18 protein-coding genes are annotated in these 20635 nt (G+C 70.2%); 12 read left to right on the top strand and 6 right to left on the bottom strand.

The window, feature by feature from the left end:
- Nucleotides 1–175: 175 nt before the first annotated feature.
- Entirely contained in the window at nt 176–1522 is a 1347-nt protein-coding gene (locus tag AC1DU4_RS13205) for a hypothetical protein (RefSeq protein ID WP_477840477.1), read from the top strand.
- Nucleotides 1523–1535: 13 nt separating this feature from the next.
- Here the strand turns inward: AC1DU4_RS13205 and AC1DU4_RS13200 are convergent, their stop codons facing one another.
- Nucleotides 1536–2201: a TetR/AcrR family transcriptional regulator gene (locus tag AC1DU4_RS13200; protein ID WP_477840475.1), complete on the bottom strand. Its 666-nt coding sequence runs from the start codon at nt 2199–2201 to the stop codon at nt 1536–1538.
- A gap of 226 nt (nt 2202–2427) precedes the next feature.
- Between AC1DU4_RS13200 and AC1DU4_RS13195 the strand changes: the two genes are divergently transcribed.
- Both AC1DU4_RS13195 and AC1DU4_RS13190 read left to right on the top strand, forming a co-directional pair.
- Complete coding sequence (locus AC1DU4_RS13195; RefSeq protein WP_477840473.1) at nt 2428–3924, top strand: DHA2 family efflux MFS transporter permease subunit; 1497 nt, start codon at nt 2428–2430, stop codon at nt 3922–3924.
- 435 nt (nt 3925–4359) lie between these two features.
- Complete coding sequence (locus AC1DU4_RS13190) at nt 4360–5181, top strand: alpha/beta fold hydrolase (protein WP_477840471.1); 822 nt, start codon at nt 4360–4362, stop codon at nt 5179–5181.
- An 11-nt stretch (nt 5182–5192) separates the two neighbouring features.
- On the opposite strand, the gene AC1DU4_RS13185 is transcribed toward AC1DU4_RS13190, so the two are convergent.
- The 3 genes from AC1DU4_RS13185 to AC1DU4_RS13175 form a co-directional block, all read right to left on the bottom strand.
- Nucleotides 5193–6059 carry an O-methyltransferase gene (locus AC1DU4_RS13185; protein WP_477840469.1) on the bottom strand — a complete coding sequence of 289 codons (867 nt, stop codon included), beginning with the start codon at nt 6057–6059 and terminating at the stop codon, nt 5193–5195.
- Nucleotides 6060–6336: 277 nt separating this feature from the next.
- Complete coding sequence (locus AC1DU4_RS13180; protein WP_477840467.1) at nt 6337–6912, bottom strand: hypothetical protein; 576 nt, start codon at nt 6910–6912, stop codon at nt 6337–6339.
- An 86-nt stretch (nt 6913–6998) separates the two neighbouring features.
- A complete protein-coding gene (locus AC1DU4_RS13175; RefSeq protein WP_477840465.1) occupies nt 6999–7406 on the bottom strand; it encodes an NUDIX hydrolase in 408 nt (135 codons plus the stop codon).
- 143 nt (nt 7407–7549) lie between these two features.
- On the opposite strand from AC1DU4_RS13175, the gene AC1DU4_RS13170 reads away from it, so the two are divergent.
- Genes AC1DU4_RS13170 through mnhG form a run of 6 tightly spaced genes read left to right on the top strand, consistent with a single transcriptional unit; the run spans nt 7550 to nt 13868 of the window.
- Nucleotides 7550–10408, top strand: a complete 2859-nt coding sequence (locus AC1DU4_RS13170; RefSeq protein ID WP_477840463.1) for a Na+/H+ antiporter subunit A — start codon at nt 7550–7552, stop codon at nt 10406–10408.
- Complete coding sequence (locus AC1DU4_RS13165) at nt 10405–10989, top strand: Na(+)/H(+) antiporter subunit C (protein ID WP_477840461.1); 585 nt, start codon at nt 10405–10407, stop codon at nt 10987–10989. The genes AC1DU4_RS13170 and AC1DU4_RS13165 overlap by 4 nt, the downstream gene beginning before the upstream one ends.
- Nucleotides 10986–12644: a Na+/H+ antiporter subunit D gene (locus tag AC1DU4_RS13160; protein ID WP_477840459.1), complete on the top strand. Its 1659-nt coding sequence runs from the start codon at nt 10986–10988 to the stop codon at nt 12642–12644. Before AC1DU4_RS13165 ends, AC1DU4_RS13160 begins: the two co-directional genes overlap by 4 nt.
- The gene (locus AC1DU4_RS13155) at nt 12641–13273 is read left to right on the top strand and encodes a Na+/H+ antiporter subunit E (RefSeq protein ID WP_083577464.1); all 633 of its coding nucleotides are present in this window, start codon (nt 12641–12643) and stop codon (nt 13271–13273) included. The genes AC1DU4_RS13160 and AC1DU4_RS13155 overlap by 4 nt, the downstream gene beginning before the upstream one ends.
- Nucleotides 13270–13530, top strand: coding sequence for a monovalent cation/H+ antiporter complex subunit F (locus AC1DU4_RS13150; protein WP_477840457.1), 261 nt, complete (start codon nt 13270–13272; stop codon nt 13528–13530). The genes AC1DU4_RS13155 and AC1DU4_RS13150 overlap by 4 nt, the downstream gene beginning before the upstream one ends.
- Nucleotides 13527–13868 (top strand): monovalent cation/H(+) antiporter subunit G, encoded by a 342-nt coding sequence (gene mnhG / locus AC1DU4_RS13145; protein ID WP_477840456.1) that lies wholly within the window; start codon nt 13527–13529, stop codon nt 13866–13868. The genes AC1DU4_RS13150 and mnhG overlap by 4 nt, the downstream gene beginning before the upstream one ends.
- A 67-nt stretch (nt 13869–13935) precedes the next feature.
- Here mnhG and AC1DU4_RS13140 read toward each other — a convergent pair whose 3' ends face one another.
- Both AC1DU4_RS13140 and AC1DU4_RS13135 read right to left on the bottom strand, forming a co-directional pair.
- Entirely contained in the window at nt 13936–14901 is a 966-nt protein-coding gene (locus AC1DU4_RS13140; protein ID WP_477840454.1) for an NAD(P)H-dependent flavin oxidoreductase, read from the bottom strand.
- 46 nt (nt 14902–14947) lie between these two features.
- The gene (locus tag AC1DU4_RS13135; protein WP_477840452.1) at nt 14948–16507 is read right to left on the bottom strand and encodes a class I adenylate-forming enzyme family protein; all 1560 of its coding nucleotides are present in this window, start codon (nt 16505–16507) and stop codon (nt 14948–14950) included.
- A 91-nt stretch (nt 16508–16598) separates the two neighbouring features.
- Here AC1DU4_RS13135 and AC1DU4_RS13130 point away from each other — a divergent pair, with 91 nt between their 5' ends.
- From AC1DU4_RS13130 to AC1DU4_RS13120, 3 genes are all read left to right on the top strand, one after another.
- Nucleotides 16599–17792 carry a thiolase family protein gene (locus AC1DU4_RS13130; RefSeq protein WP_477840450.1) on the top strand — a complete coding sequence of 398 codons (1194 nt, stop codon included), beginning with the start codon at nt 16599–16601 and terminating at the stop codon, nt 17790–17792.
- Between the two features lie 53 nt (nt 17793–17845).
- Entirely contained in the window at nt 17846–18787 is a 942-nt protein-coding gene (locus AC1DU4_RS13125; protein WP_477840448.1) for a winged helix-turn-helix transcriptional regulator, read from the top strand.
- A gap of 184 nt (nt 18788–18971) precedes the next feature.
- Nucleotides 18972–20633 (top strand): aldehyde dehydrogenase family protein, encoded by a 1662-nt coding sequence (locus tag AC1DU4_RS13120; protein WP_477840446.1) that lies wholly within the window; start codon nt 18972–18974, stop codon nt 20631–20633.
- The last annotated feature ends 2 nt before the right edge of the window (nt 20634–20635 follow it).

Below are 20635 nucleotides of genomic sequence, written 5' to 3'. Positions count from 1 at the left end.
GCCGGGGCCCGGACGCCGTCCTCGACCGCGAACTGCTGTCCATCCCGCACTACGACGACCGGCTCACCGGCATCGTGCTGCTGGTCGCGGTGACCTTCTGCGCGTTCGGAATTCGCGCCCTCGGCCGTCCCCGGACCGCTCCCGCCCCCGATGCCCCCGACTCCCCCGACTCCCCATGACCAACCGACTCGACACGACCGTCGACCGCCGGGGGGTCACCGCCCTCGAACTCGTCATCGCCTTCCTCGTATCGGCGACCGCGGGCTGGGTGCTGGTCGCGCCCGTCGCGGCAGGCTACGCAATCGGCGGGACCCGAGGCGAGCTGCAACTGGTGGCGACCAGTCGGCCGTTGGCCGCGGCGATCGGCGTGGTGCTGGCGATCGTGACTGCGGCACTCCTCTCCCGCCGCACCGACACCCGGGCGGCCCGGCCGGTGTCCCTCGTGGGCCTCTCGGTGATCGTCGGGGCGGCGCTGGTGAGCGACCAAGTGCAGCAACTGGAATGGGTGATCGCGCAGCAGTACCTGTCCGGCTTCGGCGCCGGCCTCGCCCTCGGCGGCTGCGCGGTGGCGGCCGCGGGGCATCGGTCGTCGACGGCCGCGCTCGCCGGTGGCGCGCTCGCGGCATTCCTGCTCGCGGTGGACATCACCCAGACTGCGGCCATGTCCGAGGGCAGCGGCTGGACTGCGTACTCGTTGGACGGGCTGAGCGGCCTGGTCGCCGCCCCGCCGTGGTGGCTGTTGCTACCCGCGGTGGCCTTCTCGATCGCGGGCGCCCTGGCGGGGGGTCGAGCGTCGAATGCACCTGCGCCGCAGCCGTCCCGGGCGGTGGTCTCGGGACTGATCGTGGTGGCCGCGGGCCTGGTCACCAACGCCGCGGCGGCTGCCCGGCACGACGGCTGGGCGGTGGCGGTGCCCGCGACCGTGGTGTTCGCACTGGCCGTGGTGTTCGCCGCGTACCGCCTCGACGGCCGCGACGGCCAACTGCTGCTGACCGCGACCGCGGTGGCGGCCGCGTCCGCGCCGCTGATCGCGGGAGCCGGCATGACCTGGATCGGCGTGGCGATCGTCGCCGCGACACTCGCCGTCGGTCTGCTGGTCGGCCTCCGGTGGCCGCACCCCACGGTGGCACTGGTGCTGCTCGCCGCGATCTGCGCGCTCGGGATGGTCGCGACGAATGAGATGGAGTTCGTCGACGGCATCCGGTACCTCGCGCTGGCGCCGATCGCCGGCTACGCGTTCGGGTCGGCGACGAGAACCTCCGCGGCGTCCGGCGTCGTCGGGGTGTCGGTGCTGTTCGTCCCGACCGCGCTGAGCGTCGCCGGGCAGGGCTCGGAGTCCGACGACTACTGGGGCAACCTGTCGCCGGTCGCGATACTCGAGCGCGGCCTGACGTCGCCCACTCCCCCGGATCCGCGCGGCCTCGCGCTCGTCATGACTCTGGTGGTCGTCGGCATGGCGGTGGCCCTACGGGTCCTGCGGGCACGGCGCCCGGAACCCGAGCCGGTCTCCGCCGCGTCTTAGAAGCAGGGTCGAACTAGGAGCAGTGCCGCGCGGCCTTGGCCGCCTCGACCTGTTCGTCGGTCAGCGGGGGGATGTCCAGCACCGAGCGCCCGAACCCCTCGGCCCGCATGCCGTCGAGCATGATCGCCAGGTAGCGGCGCCAGGCCTCGGGCGCGACCGGTCGGGCGAAGTCGATGACCGCATCGACCATGCAGCTGACCGCGAAGAGGTCGTTCACCTCGAGGTCGGGGCGCAGCACGCCCGCGGCCTTGGCCCGCTCGACGAGCTTCTCGATGGCGGGACCGATCCGCTTGCGCGCGCACGCGATCTGCTCGCGACCGTCGTCGACGCTGAAGAAGACGTCGCCGAGCCCCCGGTTCAGGGACATCCACTCACAGGTCAGGGCGAGGAAGTCGACCAGGGCCTCCCAGGGGTCCTCCTGCAGCAGCGCCGCGTCGGCCGCCTCGGCCATGTCGTCCATGCGCTGCTCGAAGACCCCGTCGACCAGTTCCTGCTTGCAGGTGAAGCGCCGGTACACCGTGCCGACACCCACCTTCGCGTGGCGGGCGACGTCGTCGAGGGTGATGTCGATGCCGCGGGTCGCGAAGAGGTCGGCCGCTGCGTCGAGAATCTTGCGCCGATTGCGTTCGGCGTCGGCGCGCAGCCTGCGCCCTGCTGTGACGGTGCTCACGATCCTCATTCTGTCATCCCTGGTAACTCGATTCCGCCAGGCCCGGAAATCCGACATCTCGGGCAGTCCGCGAACTGGACCGAAATTAAGTGGAGACAACTACTCCACTTGGGCGTACGGTGACCTAAGTGGAGATTACTCCTCCATTTCAACCTCGGCACTCAGACGCAGCGGTGCACTCAGACGCCTGGCCCCCGCAGACGCCGGCACCACCGAATCCATGGAAGGCGTTCCCATGACCACCACCACGATCGATCCACCGGAGACCGGGCAGGGCGAGCAGACCAGAGAACACCGCCTGCGCTGGTTCGTCCTGGCCGTCATCGGGCTGGCACAGCTGATGGTGGTGCTGGACGCCACCATCGTGAACATCGCCCTGCCCGCGGCGCAGCAGTCGCTCGGGTTCTCGGACGGCGACCGGCAGTGGGTCGTGACGGCCTACGCCCTGGCCTTCGGCTCGCTGCTGCTGCTCGGCGGCCGGCTCAGCGACCTGTTCGGCCGCCGCAACACCTTCGTCATCGGGCTGGTCGGCTTCGCCGTCATGTCCGCGGTCGGCGGGGCCGCGGTGAACTTCCCGATGCTGGTCGCGGCCAGGGCCGGCCAGGGCGTGTTCGCCGCCCTGCTCGCACCCGCGGCGCTGTCGCTGCTGGCGACGACCTTCACCGAGCCCGGCGAGCGGGCCAAGGCGTTCGGGATCTTCGGCGCGATCGCGGGCGCGGGCGGCGCGGTGGGACTGCTGCTCGGCGGGGTACTCACCGAGTGGACCTCGTGGCGCTGGAGCCTGTACGTGAACCTCGTCTTCGCCGCCGTCGCGCTGGTCGGCGCCCTGACGATGATGGCGCCGCACAAGTCCGAGCACCGGCCCCGCCTCGACATCCCCGGCACGATCACGGTGTCGGCGGCGCTGTTCAGCATCGTCTACGGCTTCTCGCATGCGGAGTCGCACGGCTGGTCCAACAGCGCGACGATCGCCTGGCTGGTGGCGGGCGTCGTCGGGTTGGCGGTGTTCGTGGTCATCGAGATGCGCGTCGCACACCCGCTGCTACCGCTGCGGATCGTGCTCGACCGCACCCGCGGCGGGGCCTACCTGGCCATGTTCGTCACCGGATCCGGCATGTTCGCGGTGTTCCTGTTCCTGACCTTCTACCTGCAGACCGTGTTGCAGTACAGCCCGATCGTCACCGGCCTGGCGTTCCTGCCGATGGTCGCGGGCATGGTGGTCTCGGCGACCACCGCCACCGGGGTGCTGCTGCCGCGGGTCGGGCCCCGGTTGCTGATCACCACCGGGCTCGTCGTCGCCGCGCTCGGCATGGCGCTCCTCGCCCAGCTCACCGTCGAGAGCACGTACGCCCTGCACATCCTGCCCGGACTGGTCCTGCTCGGCACCGGCATGGGCATGGTCTTCGCGCCCGGCATGCAGGGCGCGATCACCGGTGTCGAACCGGAGGACGCCGGCGTCGCCTCCGCGACGGTGAACACGATGCAACAGGTCGGCGGCTCGATCGGCACCGCGTTGCTGAGCACTGTCGCGGCCACCGCGGCGACCGAGTACCTCACCGGCCTGGAACCCGGCCCGCAGACCATGGCGATGGCCGCGGTGCACAGTTACACCACCACCTTCTGGTGGGCGGCCGCGATCTTCACTGCGGGAGCGGTGGTCTCGGCGTTCCTGCTGCCAGGCGGGAAGCTGCCCGCGCCGGCCGAGGGCCAGCAGCTGGCAATGGCGCACTGAGCCCGGGCTGCGCACCGCAGCCCAGCCACGGCGCAGACCGGTTGCGGCCGAGCATGTCTCGGCCGCAACCTGCCTGGTTGTTGTGCATGTATCTTTGCCGACCTGCGGGTCGGGCATATGAGCCGGGCCTACGGGTCATGCCCTGTGGATATCGCGCCGGTTGTGGGCCGTCCGAGGTCTTCGCAACGGGTCCACCCAGGCGGGGGGTACGAACCAGCCCCCAAGCACCTCGTGCAGGGAGGGACCCCCAGGAATCCGTCCGATTCGACCTGCACGGCCCAGTGGTTCCGCCGGTAAAGGTAAACCTGACCACGACACCAAAGCACCCAACGATCGCGACGCCGACAACCGCCTCGCGCAACTCACCCTCCAGCCCTGGACACCTCGGGACACCTTTGTTACTACTGAGTAGCAAAGAGTCGGAAGGGGAACTTGATGACATATGTGAACCGAGCTGGATCGGGTGAGCCCGTGCTGCTGCTGCACGGATTCACCTTGTCACACCACGTATGGCACGCCGTCGTGGACAACCTCTCGACCGACTACGACGTTCTCGCAATGACCATGCCCGGCCACTGGGGTGGCCCTCGGCTACGGCTGCGTGACCTCGGGGTCCGCGGAATCGCCGACGGAATCGAACGTGAACTCGACAGGGTCGGCTGGAGCACCTGCCACATCGCCGGAAACTCACTGGGCGGCCAGGTCGGATTCGAACTCGAGCGCCGCGGCCGGGCGAAATCTCTCGCCGCGATCAACCCTGGTGGAGGTTGGAAACGGTTTTCCCACACCGAGTTTCGACTCGGGTTGGGATTTACCGCACAGTACCCCCTCGCCGCCGCTGCCCGAGTTCTCGGCGATCGAGCCGCAACGCGCGAGATGTTTCAACGCCCGATCATCCGAAACTGCAGCAGGGACATGGCCGCCGTCGACCCCGACGACGCAGCGAACGTGGTCCGCGCGGCGGCGCACTGCCCCGTCTACCTGCCGATCCAATTGGCATTCCTGCGCGACGGACCGCTCACGGGGCTCCACCTCGTCACCGCACCGACATCGCTGATGCTGTCCGAGTTCGACACCTTCACCACCCGCGCCGAGTGCATGCAGCGACTGATCGACGAACTGCCCGACCACGTCGAAGAGGTCACCCTGCCGGGCGTCGGCCACATTCCGATGCTCGAGAACCCCGACCTCGTTGCCGACGCCCTGCGCGCCCACCTGACCAGGGTCACCCGTCGACAACCCCGGCAGGCATCCTGATCGGTGCGAGTTCAGGGTCGAGCCACACCGAGCAACGTCGACTCGAGCACCAGGTCCGGCAGCACCTTCTGGTACTCGACGTGCGTGCGGTGCTCGACGGTCCGCCACTTGCGCCCCTCCTCGCCCCGCATGTAGGCCAGGTAGTCGGGCGCGCCGGGCATCACCACGTTGTCGGCCACCACCACCGACCCCGGGTGCAGCCAGCCCGCGCCCTCGATCCGCAGCAGGTCCGTCAGGTAGGCCTCCTTGGCATGATCCAGGAAGACGAAATCCACACTGCCGGAGGCGAATCCGTGCTCGGACGCCAGCCGGTCCATGGTGACGCCGCCGTCGCCGAGGGACCCCACCACCGAGGTGATCCGGTCGGCCACCCCCGCAACCTCCCAGATACGCTGCGCGACATCGGCATTCGCAGGGCTGGACTCCACCGAGTAGAGCCGGGCGCCGGGCGGCATCACCCGGGCCGTACGCAGCGCACTGTAGCCGCAGTAGGTGCCCAGCTCGAGCAGTCGCAACGGCCTGGCCCGGCTGATCGCGTCGTCGAGCAGCAGCCCCTTCTCGTCGCCGACGTTCATCAGGAAGCTCGTGTGCCGGGCAAAGTCGTCGATCACCTCGATCACACCGTCCAGGTCACCGGGCCGAGCCACCTCGGCGACCCGCCGCGCCAACGCCTCCTCGCGGCCGTCACCGACCTGTCCCTCGCGGACCAGTCGACGCGAGCCGAGCAGGAAGCGGAGCACCGACCAGCGCAGGAACGGCACCGGTTTGCCCGCCAACCGGTTCGCGACCACCGCGCCCCCGACGAACGCCACCACGAACACCACCAGCGCCACCGCGCGCTCGGGTACGCCGGCCGATCCGACCGTTCTGCGCATCATGCGCCCCACCCCTTCGGCCCCCGCACTGCGAACGCGCCGCCTCGCGCGCCGCGTGTCGTCCTCCCTGGATCCATCTTCGGCCGCGACGACCGCGCTGGCAACGCCTCGGCTTCCCGCCGGATGGCGCGGTGCCAACGGGCGGCCTGCCCCGGGGTCATCGGACCCAGCGCGGCGGCACCCAGCCCCAGCACCGCGCCTCGACGAACTGAACGCCGGGACACCCTGGGCGAGTTCATCCTCGAAAACCAACCCCCGGAAAAGGCGTCGGCAGGGCGAATCAGGTACCGAGCCGCGCAAGCAGGGCCCGGCCACGCGGGCTCAGCCGGTACCCCACCTCCAGGCTCTCGGTCAGACCCAGCTCCTTGAGTCGGCGGACCCGCTGCTTGAACGGCGCCCGCTCCATCCCCAGCGCAGGGGCCAGCTCGGTCGAGACCACCGCGGGCCGGTCCGCGATCAGCCTCAGCGTCGCCTCGGTCCACGGGCCGTGCGCGTCCATCCGGTCGAGCCGGCGCCGCAGGTCCGCGACGTCCGCCTCCGACAGCGCGTCGTCCTCACGCAGCGCGAGTCTCGGGTCTGCGCCGTCGAAGCGCAGCGCGATCCGGTACAGCACGGGGCCGTGCGCCTTCTTGTCCACGAACACGAGCAGCCGCTCGGCGGACTCGAACCCGGCCGCTACCGCGTCCGCATCGGACACCGTGGCCGCGTCGACCGGTTCCACCGCGTCGAACGCGACGACCCCGATCGCCGTCCGCTGGCTCGACCCGGCCCGCACCCGTGGCCGTTCCCACCGCCGGAAGGCGAGCGTCACCGTGCCGGACACGATGCCGTCGAGTGCCGCCGCGGTGAAGATCATCGTGACTCCCGTCGCTCCGCTCGCCGAGACATCCCCCGTCGCTCCGCTCGCCGAGACATCCCCCGTCGCTCCGCTCGCCCAGCCGCTCAGTCCACCAGGCCCAGCGACCGCAACCGCTCGAACACCAGTCGCGACCCCGGCGCCGACTCCGGCATCGCCGCGTACTCGTCGGTGGTGAAGTACCGCAGTTCCGCGATCTCACTCGTCGCGGCAGGCTCGTCTGTCAGGTCCGCGAGGTAACAGGTCATGTGCAGCCGGGTACCGGGCGGATGCCCGAACGCCTCGGCCTCGAAGACCCCCAGTTTCTCGAGCGTGCCCGCCACGATGCCCGCATCGAGTTCCTCGCGAATCTCCCTGTGCAGGGCCTGTTCCGGGCTCTCCCCGGGGTCGATCTTCCCGCCCGCCATGTAGAACGCGGTCTTGCCGGACGACCGCGCCTGCAGCATCCGGCGATCCCTGATGTGGGCAAGTGCGACGGTCCTGATCTCGGCCATTTCCACACGGTACCGCCCGAATGTCGCGGCGATGCGCCTGCGAGCAACGACCGGCCATCCCCTAAACTGGACTCCGATCGCCCGATACTCCTGGGCGTATCGACACCCCGCCGCCCCCGCACGCAGACACGACGGAGTGCCTTTTGCTCGCTATCTTGTTCGCCCATGCAGTCGCCGCCGTTCTGGCGCCGCTTGTCGTGCGAGCAATGGGGCGAAACGCCTTCCTGCCACTGTCGCTGGTGCCGCTGGCAAGCCTGGTCTGGGTGGTCCGGAACKGGGGCACCGAGCAGTCGCTGCACATCCAGTGGGCGCCCGGGTTGTCGATGGACATCGACATGCGCTTCGACTCCCTGGCCGCGATCATGGCGGCGCTGGTGCTCGGGATCGGCGCCCTGGTCCTGGTCTACTGCTCCCGGTACTTCACCGACGACGAACCACGTCTGGGCATCTTCGCCGCCGAGATGGTCGCGTTCGCGGGCGCCATGTTCGGTCTGGTCACCAGCGACAACATGCTGATCCTCTACACCTTCTGGGAACTGACGACGGTGCTCTCGTTCCTGCTGGTCGGCCACTACGCGGAACGCGCGTCGAGTCGCCGCGCCGCCACCCAGGCACTGCTCGTGACCACCGCGGGCGGCCTCGCGATGCTGGTCGGGTTCATCATCCTGGGTCAGGTCGGCGGCAGCTACCAGCTGTCCGTACTGCTGGCGAACCCGCCGACCGGTTGGCTGACCAACGTCGCGGTGGTGCTGGTCCTGGTGGGCGCGCTGTCCAAGTCGGCGATCGTCCCGATGCACTTCTGGCTGCCCGGCGCGATGGCCGCGCCTACCCCGGTCAGCGCCTACCTGCACGCCGCGGCGATGGTCAAGGCCGGCATCTACCTGGTCGCGCGGCTGGCGCCAGGCTTCGCCGACTCCACCCCCTGGCGGGTCACGATCATCACGCTCGGCCTGGCGTCGATGCTCCTCGGCGGCTGGCGCGCGTTGCGCGCGTTCGACCTGAAACTGATCCTGGCCTTCGGCACCGTCAGCCAACTCGGATTCCTGATGGTCCTGGTGGGCACGGGCAGCCGGGACGCCGCCCTGGCCGGCATGACCATGATGGTCGCGCACGCGATGTTCAAGGCGGCGCTGTTCATGGTGGTCGGCGTCATCGACCACACCACCGGGACCCGCGACCTGCGCAAGCTCGCGCGGCTCGGCGCCCAGGCCCCGGCGCTCTGCGCGATTGCGGTGCTGGCCTCCGCCAGCATGGCCGGGCTGCCGCCGCTGCTCGGGTTCGTCGGCAAGGAGGCCGCGCTCGACGCGATCGCCACCACCACCGCGCTCAGTCCCCCGGTGCGGACCCTGGTGCTGACCGGCATCGTGCTCGGGTCGATCCTCACCGTCACCTACAGCATCCGGTTCGTCTGGGGCGCGTTCGGACGCAAGCAGCTCCGCCGTCCCAGCCCGGCGGTCGCAGACATGCACCGGGCGGATCCCCTGTTCCTGGCGGTGCCCGCCCTGCTCGCCGTCGCGGGCCTCGCCGCCGGCCTCGCATCCCCGCTGATGGACCGGCTGCTGACCCCGTACTCGACGACGCTGCCCGCCGGTCCGGACGGCGACTACCACCTGGCGCTGTGGCACGGGTTCGGGCAGGCGCTGTGGCTGACCGTGCTCATCGTCCTCTCCGGCGCCGGCCTCTTCCTGGCGCACCGCCGGGTCAGCCGACTGCGCTTCGAACGGTCGCTGCTCGGCAACGCGGACCGGATGTACGACGCCACCCTGCGCGGCATGGACACCCTCTCTATCCGGCTGACCGGCACCACCCAGCGCGGTTCGCTGCCGCTGACCCAGGCCAGCATCCTCGTCACCCTGGTACTGCTGCCGACCATCCTGCTGGCCGTGCACAGCGACGGCGGCGTCCGGCTGCGGCTGTGGGACTCCCCGCTGCAGCTGGCGGTCGGGCTGATGATGATCGCCGCCGCGATCACCGCGACGGTGATGCGCAACCGGCTCGCCAGCGTGATCCTGGTCGGCCTCGGCGGCTACGGCTGCGGCGTCCTGTTCGCCCTGCACGGCGCGCCCGACCTGGCCCTGACCCAGTTCCTGGTGGAGACGCTGACGCTGGTGATCTTCGTGCTGGTGATGCGCAAACTGCCCGCCGAGATCGACGAGCGGCAGTCCGTCGGGTTCAAGTTGCCGCGGGCCCTGCTGGGCGTCGCGGTGGGCGCGACGGTGACGGTGATCGGCGCGTTCGCGATGAACGCCCGCTCCACCACGCCGATCTACCTGCAGCTGCCCGACGCGGCGTACCACCTGGGCAACGGCAAGAACGTGGTGAACGTGCTGCTCGTGGACATCCGCGCCTGGGACACCCTGGGCGAGATCTGCGTGCTGCTGGTCGCCGCCACCGGCGTCGCGTCGCTGGTGTTCCGCAACCGCCGGTTCGGCATCGCGCCGCGGGTCGCGGACGCGCCCAACCCGGACGCCGGCTCCGGACCGGAGACCACCTGGCTGCGCGGCGGCGACCTGATCGACCCGCGGCACCGTTCGCTGGTCCTCGAGGTCACCACCCGGCTGATCTTCCCGACGATGATGGTGCTGTCGGTGTACTTCTTCTTCTCCGGCCACAACGCGCCGGGCGGCGGCTTCGCGGGCGGGCTGACCGCGGGCCTGGCCCTGGTGCTGCGCTACCTCGCGGGCGGCCGCTACGAACTCGGCGAGACCGTCCCCATCGACGCGGGCAAGATCCTGGGCCTGGGCCTGATCCTGTCCGCTGGCACCGCGCTGACCTCACTGTTCCTCGGCGCGCCCGCGCTGTCCTCGGCGACCCTGGAGGTCACGCTGCCGCTGATCGGCCACATCAAGCTGGTGACCGCGCTGTTCTTCGACCTCGGCGTGTACCTGATCGTGGTCGGACTGGTGCTCGACGTGCTGCGCAGTCTCGGCGCCCGACTGGACGCCGAGGGCGCAGCGGAGCCCGCGAGGCGACTCGACAGCGCGGAGGTGACCTTCCGGTGACCGCGAACTTCGGACTGCTCCTGGTGGTCGGCGTACTCGTCGCGTGCGGGGTGTACCTGCTGCTCGAGCGCAGCATCACCCGGATGCTGCTGGGTCTGCTGCTGTTCGGCAACGGCGTCAACCTGCTCATCCTGGTGGTCGGCGGCCCGCCCGGCAGCGCCCCGATCGTCGGCCGCGGCAACGCCGTCTACGACACCATGGCCGACCCGCTGGCCCAGGGCATGATCCTGACCGCGATCGTCATCACCATGGGCATCGCCGCCTTCGTGATGGCGCTGGCCTACCGCTCCTACAAGATCAACACCAAGGACGCCGTCGAGAACGACCCCGAGGACACCAAAGTCATCCGGCGCCGCAGCCCGGCCGAGGCCCCCGACCGCGACCGCTCCGACGACCCGCTCACCGGCGACTCCACCTTCCGCGGCGACGCCTTCGACGACAAGGGCAACCCCATCCCCCTCGACCAACTCACCAACCTGGAGGACCTGGAGGTCTACGAGGACCTGCGCGAGGGCGACTTCGACGAGTTCGACACCGACGGCGACAGCCCGGTCCGGACCCCGGGCGGTGACCGCCGATGACGTTGCCCGCGGACCTGGTCCAGACGCTCACCCCGCTGCCGGTGCTGATCCCGATGCTCGCCGCCGCGATCACGCTGATCGGCGGCCGCCGGCCCCGGTTCCAGCGCGTCGTGACGATGGCCGCGCTGGTCGCGGTGCTCGTCGTCTCCGTGCTGCTGCTGTACCTGGCCGACCGCGACGGCATCTCGGCGCTGCAGGTCGGTGGCTGGGACTCCCCCATCGGCATCACCCTGGTGGTGGACCGACTCTCCGCGATCATGCTGGTGGTCTCGAGCATCGTGCTGCTCGCCGTGATGGGCTTCGCCGCCGGACAGGGCGTGCACGACGGCACCGAACGCCAACCGGTGTCGATCTTCCTGCCCACCTACCTGGCCCTGACCGCGGGCGTGTGCAACGCCTTCCTCGCCGGGGACCTGTTCAACCTGTACGTCGGGTTCGAGGTTCTGCTGGCCGCGTCGTTCGTGCTGCTGACGCTCGGCGCCAGCGCCGACCGGGTGCGCGCCGGGGTCTCGTACGTGATGGTCTCGATGGTCTCGTCGCTGATCTTCCTGGTGGGCATCGCCTTCGCGTACGCCGCCACCGGCACCCTGAACCTCGCGCAGATGGCCACCCGGCTCGACGGCGTCCCGACCGGCACCCGGATGGCGATTTTCGGGGTGCTGCTGGTCGCGTTCGGCATCAAGGCCGCGGTGTTCCCGCTGTCGACCTGGCTGCCCGACTCCTATCCGACCGCGCCGGCCCCGGTCACCGCGGTGTTCGCGGGCCTGCTCACCAAGGTCGGCGTGTACGCGATCATCCGGGCGCACACCCTGCTGTTCCCCCAGGGCGACCTGGACAACGTGCTGATGGTCTGCGGACTGCTGACCATGCTGGTCGGCATCCTCGGCGCCATCGCGCAGACCGACATCAAGCGACTGCTGTCGTTCACGCTGGTCAGCCACATCGGCTACATGGTGTTCGGCATCGGGCTCTCGACCGAGCACGGCCTGTCCGGGGCCGTGTACTACGTGGCGCACCACATCATCGTGCAGACCACCCTGTTCCTGGTGGTCGGCCTGATCGAGCGGCAGGCCGGCTCGGCCTCGCTGCGCCGGCTCGGCGGGCTCGCCGCGGCCAGCCCGGTGCTTGCGCTCGTCTTCCTGGTGCCGGCGTTGAACCTGGYCGGGATCCCGCCGTTCTCCGGTTTCATCGGCAAGGTGGCGCTGCTGCAGGCCGGCGTCGCCCACCCGAGCGCCCTGTCCTGGATCCTGGTCGGCGGCGGCACGGTGACCAGCCTGCTCACCCTGTACGTCATCGCGCGGGTGTGGACGAAGGCCTTCTGGCGGGCCCGCGCCGACGCACCGGAGGGCGACCTCGCCGACGTCGGGCCGTCCGCGCTGATCGACGAGTCCGAGGAGGACATCGCGTTCGGTGACCGGGCCGACGTCGGGAAGATGCCGGTGCTGATGCTGATCCCGACCATCGCCCTGGTGGCGGTAGGGCTGTCGCTGACCGTGTTCGCCGGGCCGTTCATCGAGATCACCAACCGGACGGCCACGGACCTGCAGGACCGCTCGATCTACATCGACGCCGTGCTCGGCCCCGGATACGCCGAGCAGGCGACCGCGCTCGAAACCTCCCCGCCCGGCGAGCAACCGGAAGGGGGCATCCGATGAGCCGCGGCGCGCTGATGCAGGTCGGCATCCTCGCGTGGCTGACGGTGGTCTGGATCCTGCTGTGGGGCAACCTCAGCGTCGCGAACGTCCTCGGCGGCCTCGCGGTGGGCGCGACGATCATGCTGCTGCTGCCGCTGCCGCGGGTACCGGTCGAGGGACGGGTACGTCCGCTCTCGGTGCTCAAGCTCGCCGGGCTGGGCGTGTACTACGCCGCACAGTCCAGCGCGCAGGTCGCGTGGCTGGCCGTCCGACCGGGTCCGCCGCCGCTGACCGGGGTGCTGCGGTGCCGACTGTCCATCAAGTCCGACCTGGTCCTCACCCTGTGTATCGACCTGCTCAACCTGATCCCGGGCACCATGGTGCTCGAGGTCGACCAGAGCCGGCGGATGGTCTACGTGCACGTACTGGACGTGAGTACCGACCGGGCCGTCGAGCAGTTCTACCGGACGGTGCGTCAGCTCGAGCGGCTGTTCATCGAAGCGTTCGAGCGCGACTCCGACTGGCAGCCGAGCACCTGGCACGACCAGGACGAGGACGACGGACGCCACGAGCAGGACCTCCTGGACGACGGGCCCCCCGAGCATGACGGCCCCGACGGGACCACGACCAGCGGAAAGGACCGGCCATGACGATCGTGTTGGTGATCGCCGGGGTGATGTTGACCGTCGCCGCACTCCTCACCACCTACCGACTGCTGGCCGGGCCGTCCACCCTCGACCGCCTGGTTGCGATGGACACGCTGGTCGCGGCGGCCACCTGCGGGCTGGCCGTGTGGGCCGCCTACACCCTCGACACCACGGTGGTGCCCGCGATCGTGGCGCTGTCGCTGGTGGGCTTCGTGGGCTCGGTCAGCGTGGCCCGCTTCCRGGTGCGTGACGACCAGTGAGCGCCGTGTGGGACGTCCTGGCGGCGACCGCGATACTGCTCGGCGCGCTGCTCGCGATGACGGCGGCGGTCGGGATCGTCCGCTTCCCCGACACGCTCTCGCGCATGCACGCCGCGGCCAAACCACAGGTCGTCGGGATGGTGCTGGTACTGGTCGGTGCCGTGATCCGACTGCGTGGCAACGTCGACATCTGGATGCTGGTGCTGGTCGGCGTGTTCACCCTCCTCACCGCGCCGGTGATCGCGCATGTCGTCGGCCGCGTCGCCTACCGGGAACAGCGCGGCCGGGAGGGCTTGGAGATCCTCGGCGACCTCGAGCACCGGGACCGGTCCGAGTGACGGCCCCGGGTGGTGTTCGACCCACCCGGGGACCCACCGCTGACGCGGGTACGATTTCGCCGCGAACTCAGCGCAGTGCGGGTGCGCTCAACTGGCTCGCCCGGCGCAGCGCCGAGGCGTACTCCCCCTCGATCGTCCCGACGATCGTGCTCACCGGTTCGATGGCGCGGATGGGCGCGAGCCCCTGGCCCGCAGCCCAGACGTCCTTCCAGCGCTTCATCGATTCCGCACCGGCGGTGTAGTTCTTCTCCCCGGTCGGCGGCGTCAGGTTGTCGGGATCGAGCCCGCACGCGACGAGGCTGGGCTTGAGCCAGGAGGCGGGGGTGCCGGTGATCGCGGAACTGACCACGAGGTCGTCAGGCCCGTGATCGACGACCATCTGCTTGTACCCGTCCAGGGCCATGCTCTCCGCGGCCGCCAGGAACCGGGTACCCATGTAGACCAGGTCGGCACCCGCGGTGATCGCACCCGCGACACCGTGACCGTCGCTGATGCCGCCGCCGATGATGATCATCCCGTCGAAGAACTCGCGCACGGCAGAGGTGAACGCGAAGGGCGACAGGTGGCCCGTGTGTCCGCCGGCGCCCGCCGACACGCAGGCCATGCCGTCCACGCCCGCGTCTGCGGCCTTGCGCGCGAGGCGCAGGTTCACCACGTCGGCGATCACCGTGCCGCCGTATCCCTTGACGATGTCCATCACGGGCTTCGGGGATCCGAGTGCGGTGATGACGATCTGCGGCTTGTACTCGGCGATCAGGCGCAGGTCGTCAGCGAGCCGGGCGTTGCTGCTGTGGGTGATCACGTTTGCCGCCCACGGGGCGACCGGGCCTGCGGTGGCCTCGGCCGCGCGGAGCTGATCGGTGATCGATCCCATCCAGGTGTCGAGGTCCGCCGCGGTGCGGCAGTTCTGGGTCGGGAAGGAGCCGACGATACCGGCGGTGCAGGCCGCGGTGACGAGCTCCGGGCCGGACACCAGGAACATCGGCGCCGCGACGACCGGCAGGCGCAGGGTGGACAGGAACGAGTCGGTCATGATGTTTCCTCTGTCGAATGCTGTCGGTGTAAGTGCTTGTGTGAGTTCACGATGCGGCTCGGACGAGGGTGTCGAGCAGCTTGGCGGCCGCCGCACGATCGACCTTTCCCAGCGCGGTCAACGGGAGACGGTCGACGCGGTGCGCGGCCTTGGGACGTTTGTAGTCGGGCAGCCGCCTGCGGCTCTCCGCCAACACGACGCCGTCGTCGAGCCTCTCGTCGGCCGACGAGGTGTACGCGGCGACGATGCGTTGCCCCCACACCTCGTCGGGCAGCCCGACGACGACGACATCGTCGACCCCGGGGATCGCGGAGATCGCCTCCTCCACCTCGCGGGGATAGACGTTGTATCCGCCGGTGATGATCATGTCCTTGCTGCGGCCGGTCAGGTGGACGTAGCCGTCCGGGTCCCGGTAGCCGAGGTCGCCCGAGTGCAGGCGGCCGTCGACGTGACTCTTGCCCAGATCCGTTCGCGTGCAAGCATTGTGATAGCCGGGGCTGACCGCGGGGCCGGCGACGACGAGCTCGCCGATCTCCCCGTCGGGGACGGTGTCGCCGACGGCGCGGAACGCGATTGCCGCCTCCGGGCACGCCCGGCCCACCGAGCCGAGCAGGTCGGCGTTCTCGAGCACCCCACGGCGGTGGTCGTCCGCGGTCAGCACGGTGAGGGGCGGGATCGCCTCGACCATTCCGTAGTACTGCACGAGATTGGGCGTGATGCGGTGGTACGCCTGCCGGATGTGCTCGACCGGCATCGGTGCGCCCGCATACGCGAGCATGCGCATCCGGCGCATCGCCGACAACCGGGCGTCGTCGAAGTCCAGCAGCCGGGCAATGACCGTGGGCACCAGCGCGGTGTGCGTCGCGCGGTGCGCCTCGACGGCGTCGATCAGGCCCGCCGGGCCGATGTGATCGAGGAGCACCTGGCGCCCGCCCGCCTCGAGGAACGGCAGCACGAACAGCCCGCTGGTGTGAATGACGGGTCCCGCGTGCAGGAACACCGCCGGCTCGGCCCCGTCGAGCGTGCCGGCGAGCACGTGGTCGCGCATCGCGCCCAGCGAGGCCAGCCGGTTCGCGTGGGTCCGCTGGGAACCCTTCGGGACTCCGGTGGTCCCGGACGAATAGTGCAGCGCGCACAGCGAATCCGGATCGGGCGTGGGCATCCTGACGTGGCGCGCCACGCCGGCCGCCAGCTCGTCGAGCGACGGCCCGGTCGACGACGTCCGGTCGACGGTGATCACGGTCGGTGTGCTCGTCCGGGCGGCGAACTCGGCCGCGCCGTCGATCCGGGGGTCGACGATCAGCGCGTCCGGTGCACAGTCGTGGACGACGCGTTCCCAGTCCACCGGGCCGACGCGCGGATTGAGCGAGACCCGGACGAACCCGCCGATCGCCAGTGCGAGATCGACCTCGACCGCGGCGGCGGAGTTGCCGAGCAGGACCACGACCCGGCTCCCCGCCGCGACGCCGAGGTCGTGCAGGCCCCCGGCCAGCGCGTGTGCCCGGTCGGACAGTTCGGTGAACGTTCGAGTCCCGCAGCTGTCCTCGATCGCGATCGCGGGCCCGAACCGGTCGGCCGCGGTACGAATCACGTCGGCTATGGACATGAGGCTCCTTCCATTCGCTACAGTTATTGAAGTAGACAACGGCGGGCGTATTTCCGCAAGGGCCGCGCCCCGACCGCACAGGAGGAGTCCCATGACCCAACGCCTTTCCGCATCCGACCCACGCGCACCGTGGGTGATCGATGCAGTCCGGACCCCGTTCGGCGCGGCCCGAGGGGCGCTCTCCCACGTCCGGGCCGACGACCTGGCAGCGCTTCCGATCGCGGACCTGGTCCGCAGGCATCCCACGCTCGACCCCGGCCGCATCGACGACGTCGTCTGGGGAAATGCCAACGGCGCCGGCGAGGACAACCGCAACGTGGCCCGGATGGCGGTGCTGCTCGCGGGACTTCCGCACACGATTCCGGGCGTCTCGGTCAACCGGCTGTGTGGCTCCGGCGCCGAGGCGGTGTTGTCCGCGGTCAGGCGTGTCGCGGTCGGGGACGCCGAGATCACGATCGCCGGCGGTTCGGAGAGCATGAGCCGTGCGCCGTACGTGCTCCCGCCGGTGGACTCCGCGTTTCCCCGTTCGATGGAGCTGCTCCCCACCACCGTCGGGTGGCGCATGCCGAACCCCAAATTCCCCGCTGCCTGGGTCGAGACGCTCGGCAGATCGGCGGAGTTGGTAGCGCAGCAGCTTGGTGTCGGCCGCCTCGAGCAGGACGAATGGGCGCTCCGATCCCACGAGCTGGCGGGCCGGGCGTGGACGGACGGCGTGCACGACAGCTTCGTGATGTCGCACCCGAACCTCGACCGCGACGAACCGATCCGCGACACCGACGCGGCAACCCTGGCCGCCCTGCGGCCTGCCTTCTCGAGCGGCGGCAGCGTCACCGCCGGTAATTCGTCTCCGATCAGCGACGGGGCGGTCGCGGCGCTGGTCGGGACCGGAGCCGTCGCCGACGAACTCGGTGTCGAACCGCTCGGCCGCGTGCTGGCCTCGGCGGTCGTCGGCGCCGAGCCCGACAAGTTCGCGCTGGCGCCCGTGGCCGCCATCACGAAGGCCCTGGACCGCGCGGGTCTCGGGCTCGCCGACGTTCGGGTGCTGGAGCTCAACGAGGCGTTCGCCGCGGTGGTCCTGTCCTGTCTGCACGAACTCCCCGGCATCCCGGCCGATCGGGTCAACCCCTTCGGCGGCGCCATCGCCCTGGGGCATCCGCTCGGCGCGTCCGCGGCCCGGATGGTGGTCGACTGCCTGCGCCATCTCCGCCGGCTCGGCGGGGGCATCGGGGTCGCGGCTGCGTGCATCGGCGTGGGACAGGGCATCGCTATTGTGTTGGAGGCCTGAACAGACGATCCGCAGGACGCGATCGTCGCGGGCAGTACCGGGAGGTGGGTGACGTGGCCGAACCCGGGGCCGTCGCACCTCAGAGCCCGGTTGCCCAGACGATCGACCTACTCGGCGACCGGCTGACCCTTGCGATCCTGCGCGAGGCCTTCGTCGATCACCTGCGCCGCTTCAGCCAGTGGATCGACCGAACCGGCGCGCCACCGGCCATGCTGACGGCACGACTGAACGCGCTGGTCGAGGCGGGCCTGATGGAGCGCCGGCCGCAGCCGAACGGCGGCGACCGGCACGACTACCTCCTGACCGAACTCGGGCTGGCGACGTGGGAGATCCTGGCCAGCGTCTGGGCATGGCAGCGCGAATGGTCCCCGGAGGGGCTGCTGCAGCCCGAGTTGGTGCACATCGACTGCGGCCACCGGGGACCGCCGGCGATGATGTGCCGGCACTGCGACGGCACCGTCGGCGCGCGGGATGCGCGGCTCGAGCTGGACCACGAATCGCTCGTCCTCGCGGCACGGAGCGGACGAAGGCGATCGACCCGCAATGCCCCGTCGGTGAGCCGGGCCGATCTGCAGTTCACCGAGGTCATGGAGGCGATCGGCGACCGCTGGAGCGCCCTGGTCACGGGCTTGGCACTGTCGGGGGTTCGCCGCTTCGGCGAGTTCCAGTCAATCCTGAAGATCTCGCCGACGACACTCACCGAGCGCCTGGTGAGGCTGTCCGAGGTGCAGATACTCACCCGGAGCGAACGCGGCAGCGGTCGCGAGTACGTGCTGACCCCGCGCGGCCGCGGACTGTTCCCCATCTTCGCGTTCCTGCTGTCGTGGACGCAGGTCGCGCATCCCGATGCGCTCCCGCTCAGTCCGAAACTCCGCCACGCCGACTGTGGCTCCTGGCTGCTCCCGGCGCTGCGCTGCCGCGGATGCGAGGCCACTCTGGAACGCACGTCCGTGCGCTTCGAGCCCTTCCCGTTCGGCACTCAGCTCCCGCGCTAGCCGAAGACTCTCGCCCTAGAGCGGTCCGACGTCGTCGACCGTTGACAACCCAGTCTGTGTCCTGGTTCACTTCAATAACAGTAGTTATTTCGGTCAAAGCGGACGCACCCCACGTCCACCGAACGCCCCACCCCGATGACTGACTGATCTCGCCACAAATCTGTTGACACAGGAACGAGCGCCCATGTTCTTCGAAACCCACCTCGAACTGCTGCAGGCCGCGGCAGAGGCCAACCGCACCCGCGTCGCGTGGACCGGGTACGCGCCCATCTCACCGCCGGACTCCGCGCAGTCCGACGTCCTCGTAGGCGCCTACGACGGTGCCACCCTGAGGCTTTCGTCTCCCACCGACTCGGTGATCACCGCCGACGAGGTCTCGCCGTACACCGGGAAGGCGCTCAACGTCAGTTACAGCGCGCCGTCGGTGGACGAGTCGCTGGTGGGCGCGGCCGCGGCCGCCACCGCCCTCCGCGACGCCGGCGTCGAGCGTCGGGTCGGCGTGTGCCTCGAGGCACTGCACCGGATTCACCAGCGTGGCCAGGAGTTCGCGGCCGTCACCTCGCACACCACCGGACAGAGCCTCAACATGGCCTGCAGCGGCAGCGGGACCAACGCGCTCGACCGCGGCCTGGAGGCAGTGGCGATGGCCTGGTCGGCCATGGCCCGGGTCCCCGGAAACGTGACGTGGCAGCAGCGATTCGGCAAGTCGGACGTGACCCTGCGGAAACGATTCCGCGTCCGCCCGCTCGGTACCGCACTCGTCGTCGCCTGCGCCTCCTTCCCCGCCTGGAACGCCTACCCGGCGATCCTCGCGAACCTCGCGACGGGCAATCCGGTCCTCGTCAAGCCGCACCCCCGATCGGTCCTCGCAACCGCACTCGCGGTGGACGTGATCCGCGAGGTCCTCACCGAGGCGCACCTGCCGGCCGACGCCGTTCAGCTCGTCGTCGACACCGCGGACGCCCCCGTCGCGGGGCAACTGGCCACCAGCCCCGAGGTGCGGATCGTCGACTTCACCGGCAGCCCCACGTTCGGGTCGTGGTTGGAACGAAACGTCCCGAACACCCTGGTGTTCACCGAGACCGCGGGCGTCAACACCGTCGTCCTCGACTCCGTCTCCGACCTGTCGGCGGCCGTGCGCACGCTCGCCGGCGGTCTCTCGCTCTTCAGCGGCCAGATGTGCACCACACCCCAGAACATCTACATCCCCGACACGGGCGTGCGCACGGACGACGGCGTGATCGCACGAGACGACGTCATCGCGGCCCTCCTGGCGGCGATCGACGACCTCGCCGGCGCGCCTCGCCGCGCCGGGGCCGTCTGCGGCGCGCTGCAGTCCGACGCGACGCTGCACTCCATCACCGCGCTGGCCGACGCGGCCGAGGCGAGCGGGACCCTGCTGCGCAGGCCGGTGCCGTACGCCCATCCGGACCATCCTCAGGCCCGGACGGTGACCCCGCTGGTCATCCGGGTCGACCCGCGTCGGGGACAGACGCTTCCCGACGGCGAACAGTTCGGTCCGGTCGCGTTCCTCGTCGACGCCGCCGACACCGCGTCCGCGGTGGAGCACGCGACCGCGAGCGTCCGCAGTCACGGCGCGATCAGCTCGTACCTCTACTGCACCGACGACGCCGTCGTCGATGAGGTGGCCGACGCGTACGCCGATGCCGGGGCCTCCCTCTCGGCGAACCTGGTGTCCTCGATGCCCATGCAGTTCGCGGCCGCCTACAGCGACTACCACGTCACCGGCCTCAACCCGGCGGGCAACGCGACCCTCACCGACGAGTCCTTCATCGCCGGGCGATTCCGCATCGTCCAGGATCGCCGCCAGGTCGAGGGGGAGTGACC

This window comes from Rhodococcus sp. P4_F5, assembly GCF_056401315.1.
Note: the sequence above shows the minus strand (reverse complement) of the source record. Positions and strands in the feature narration are given on the sequence as shown.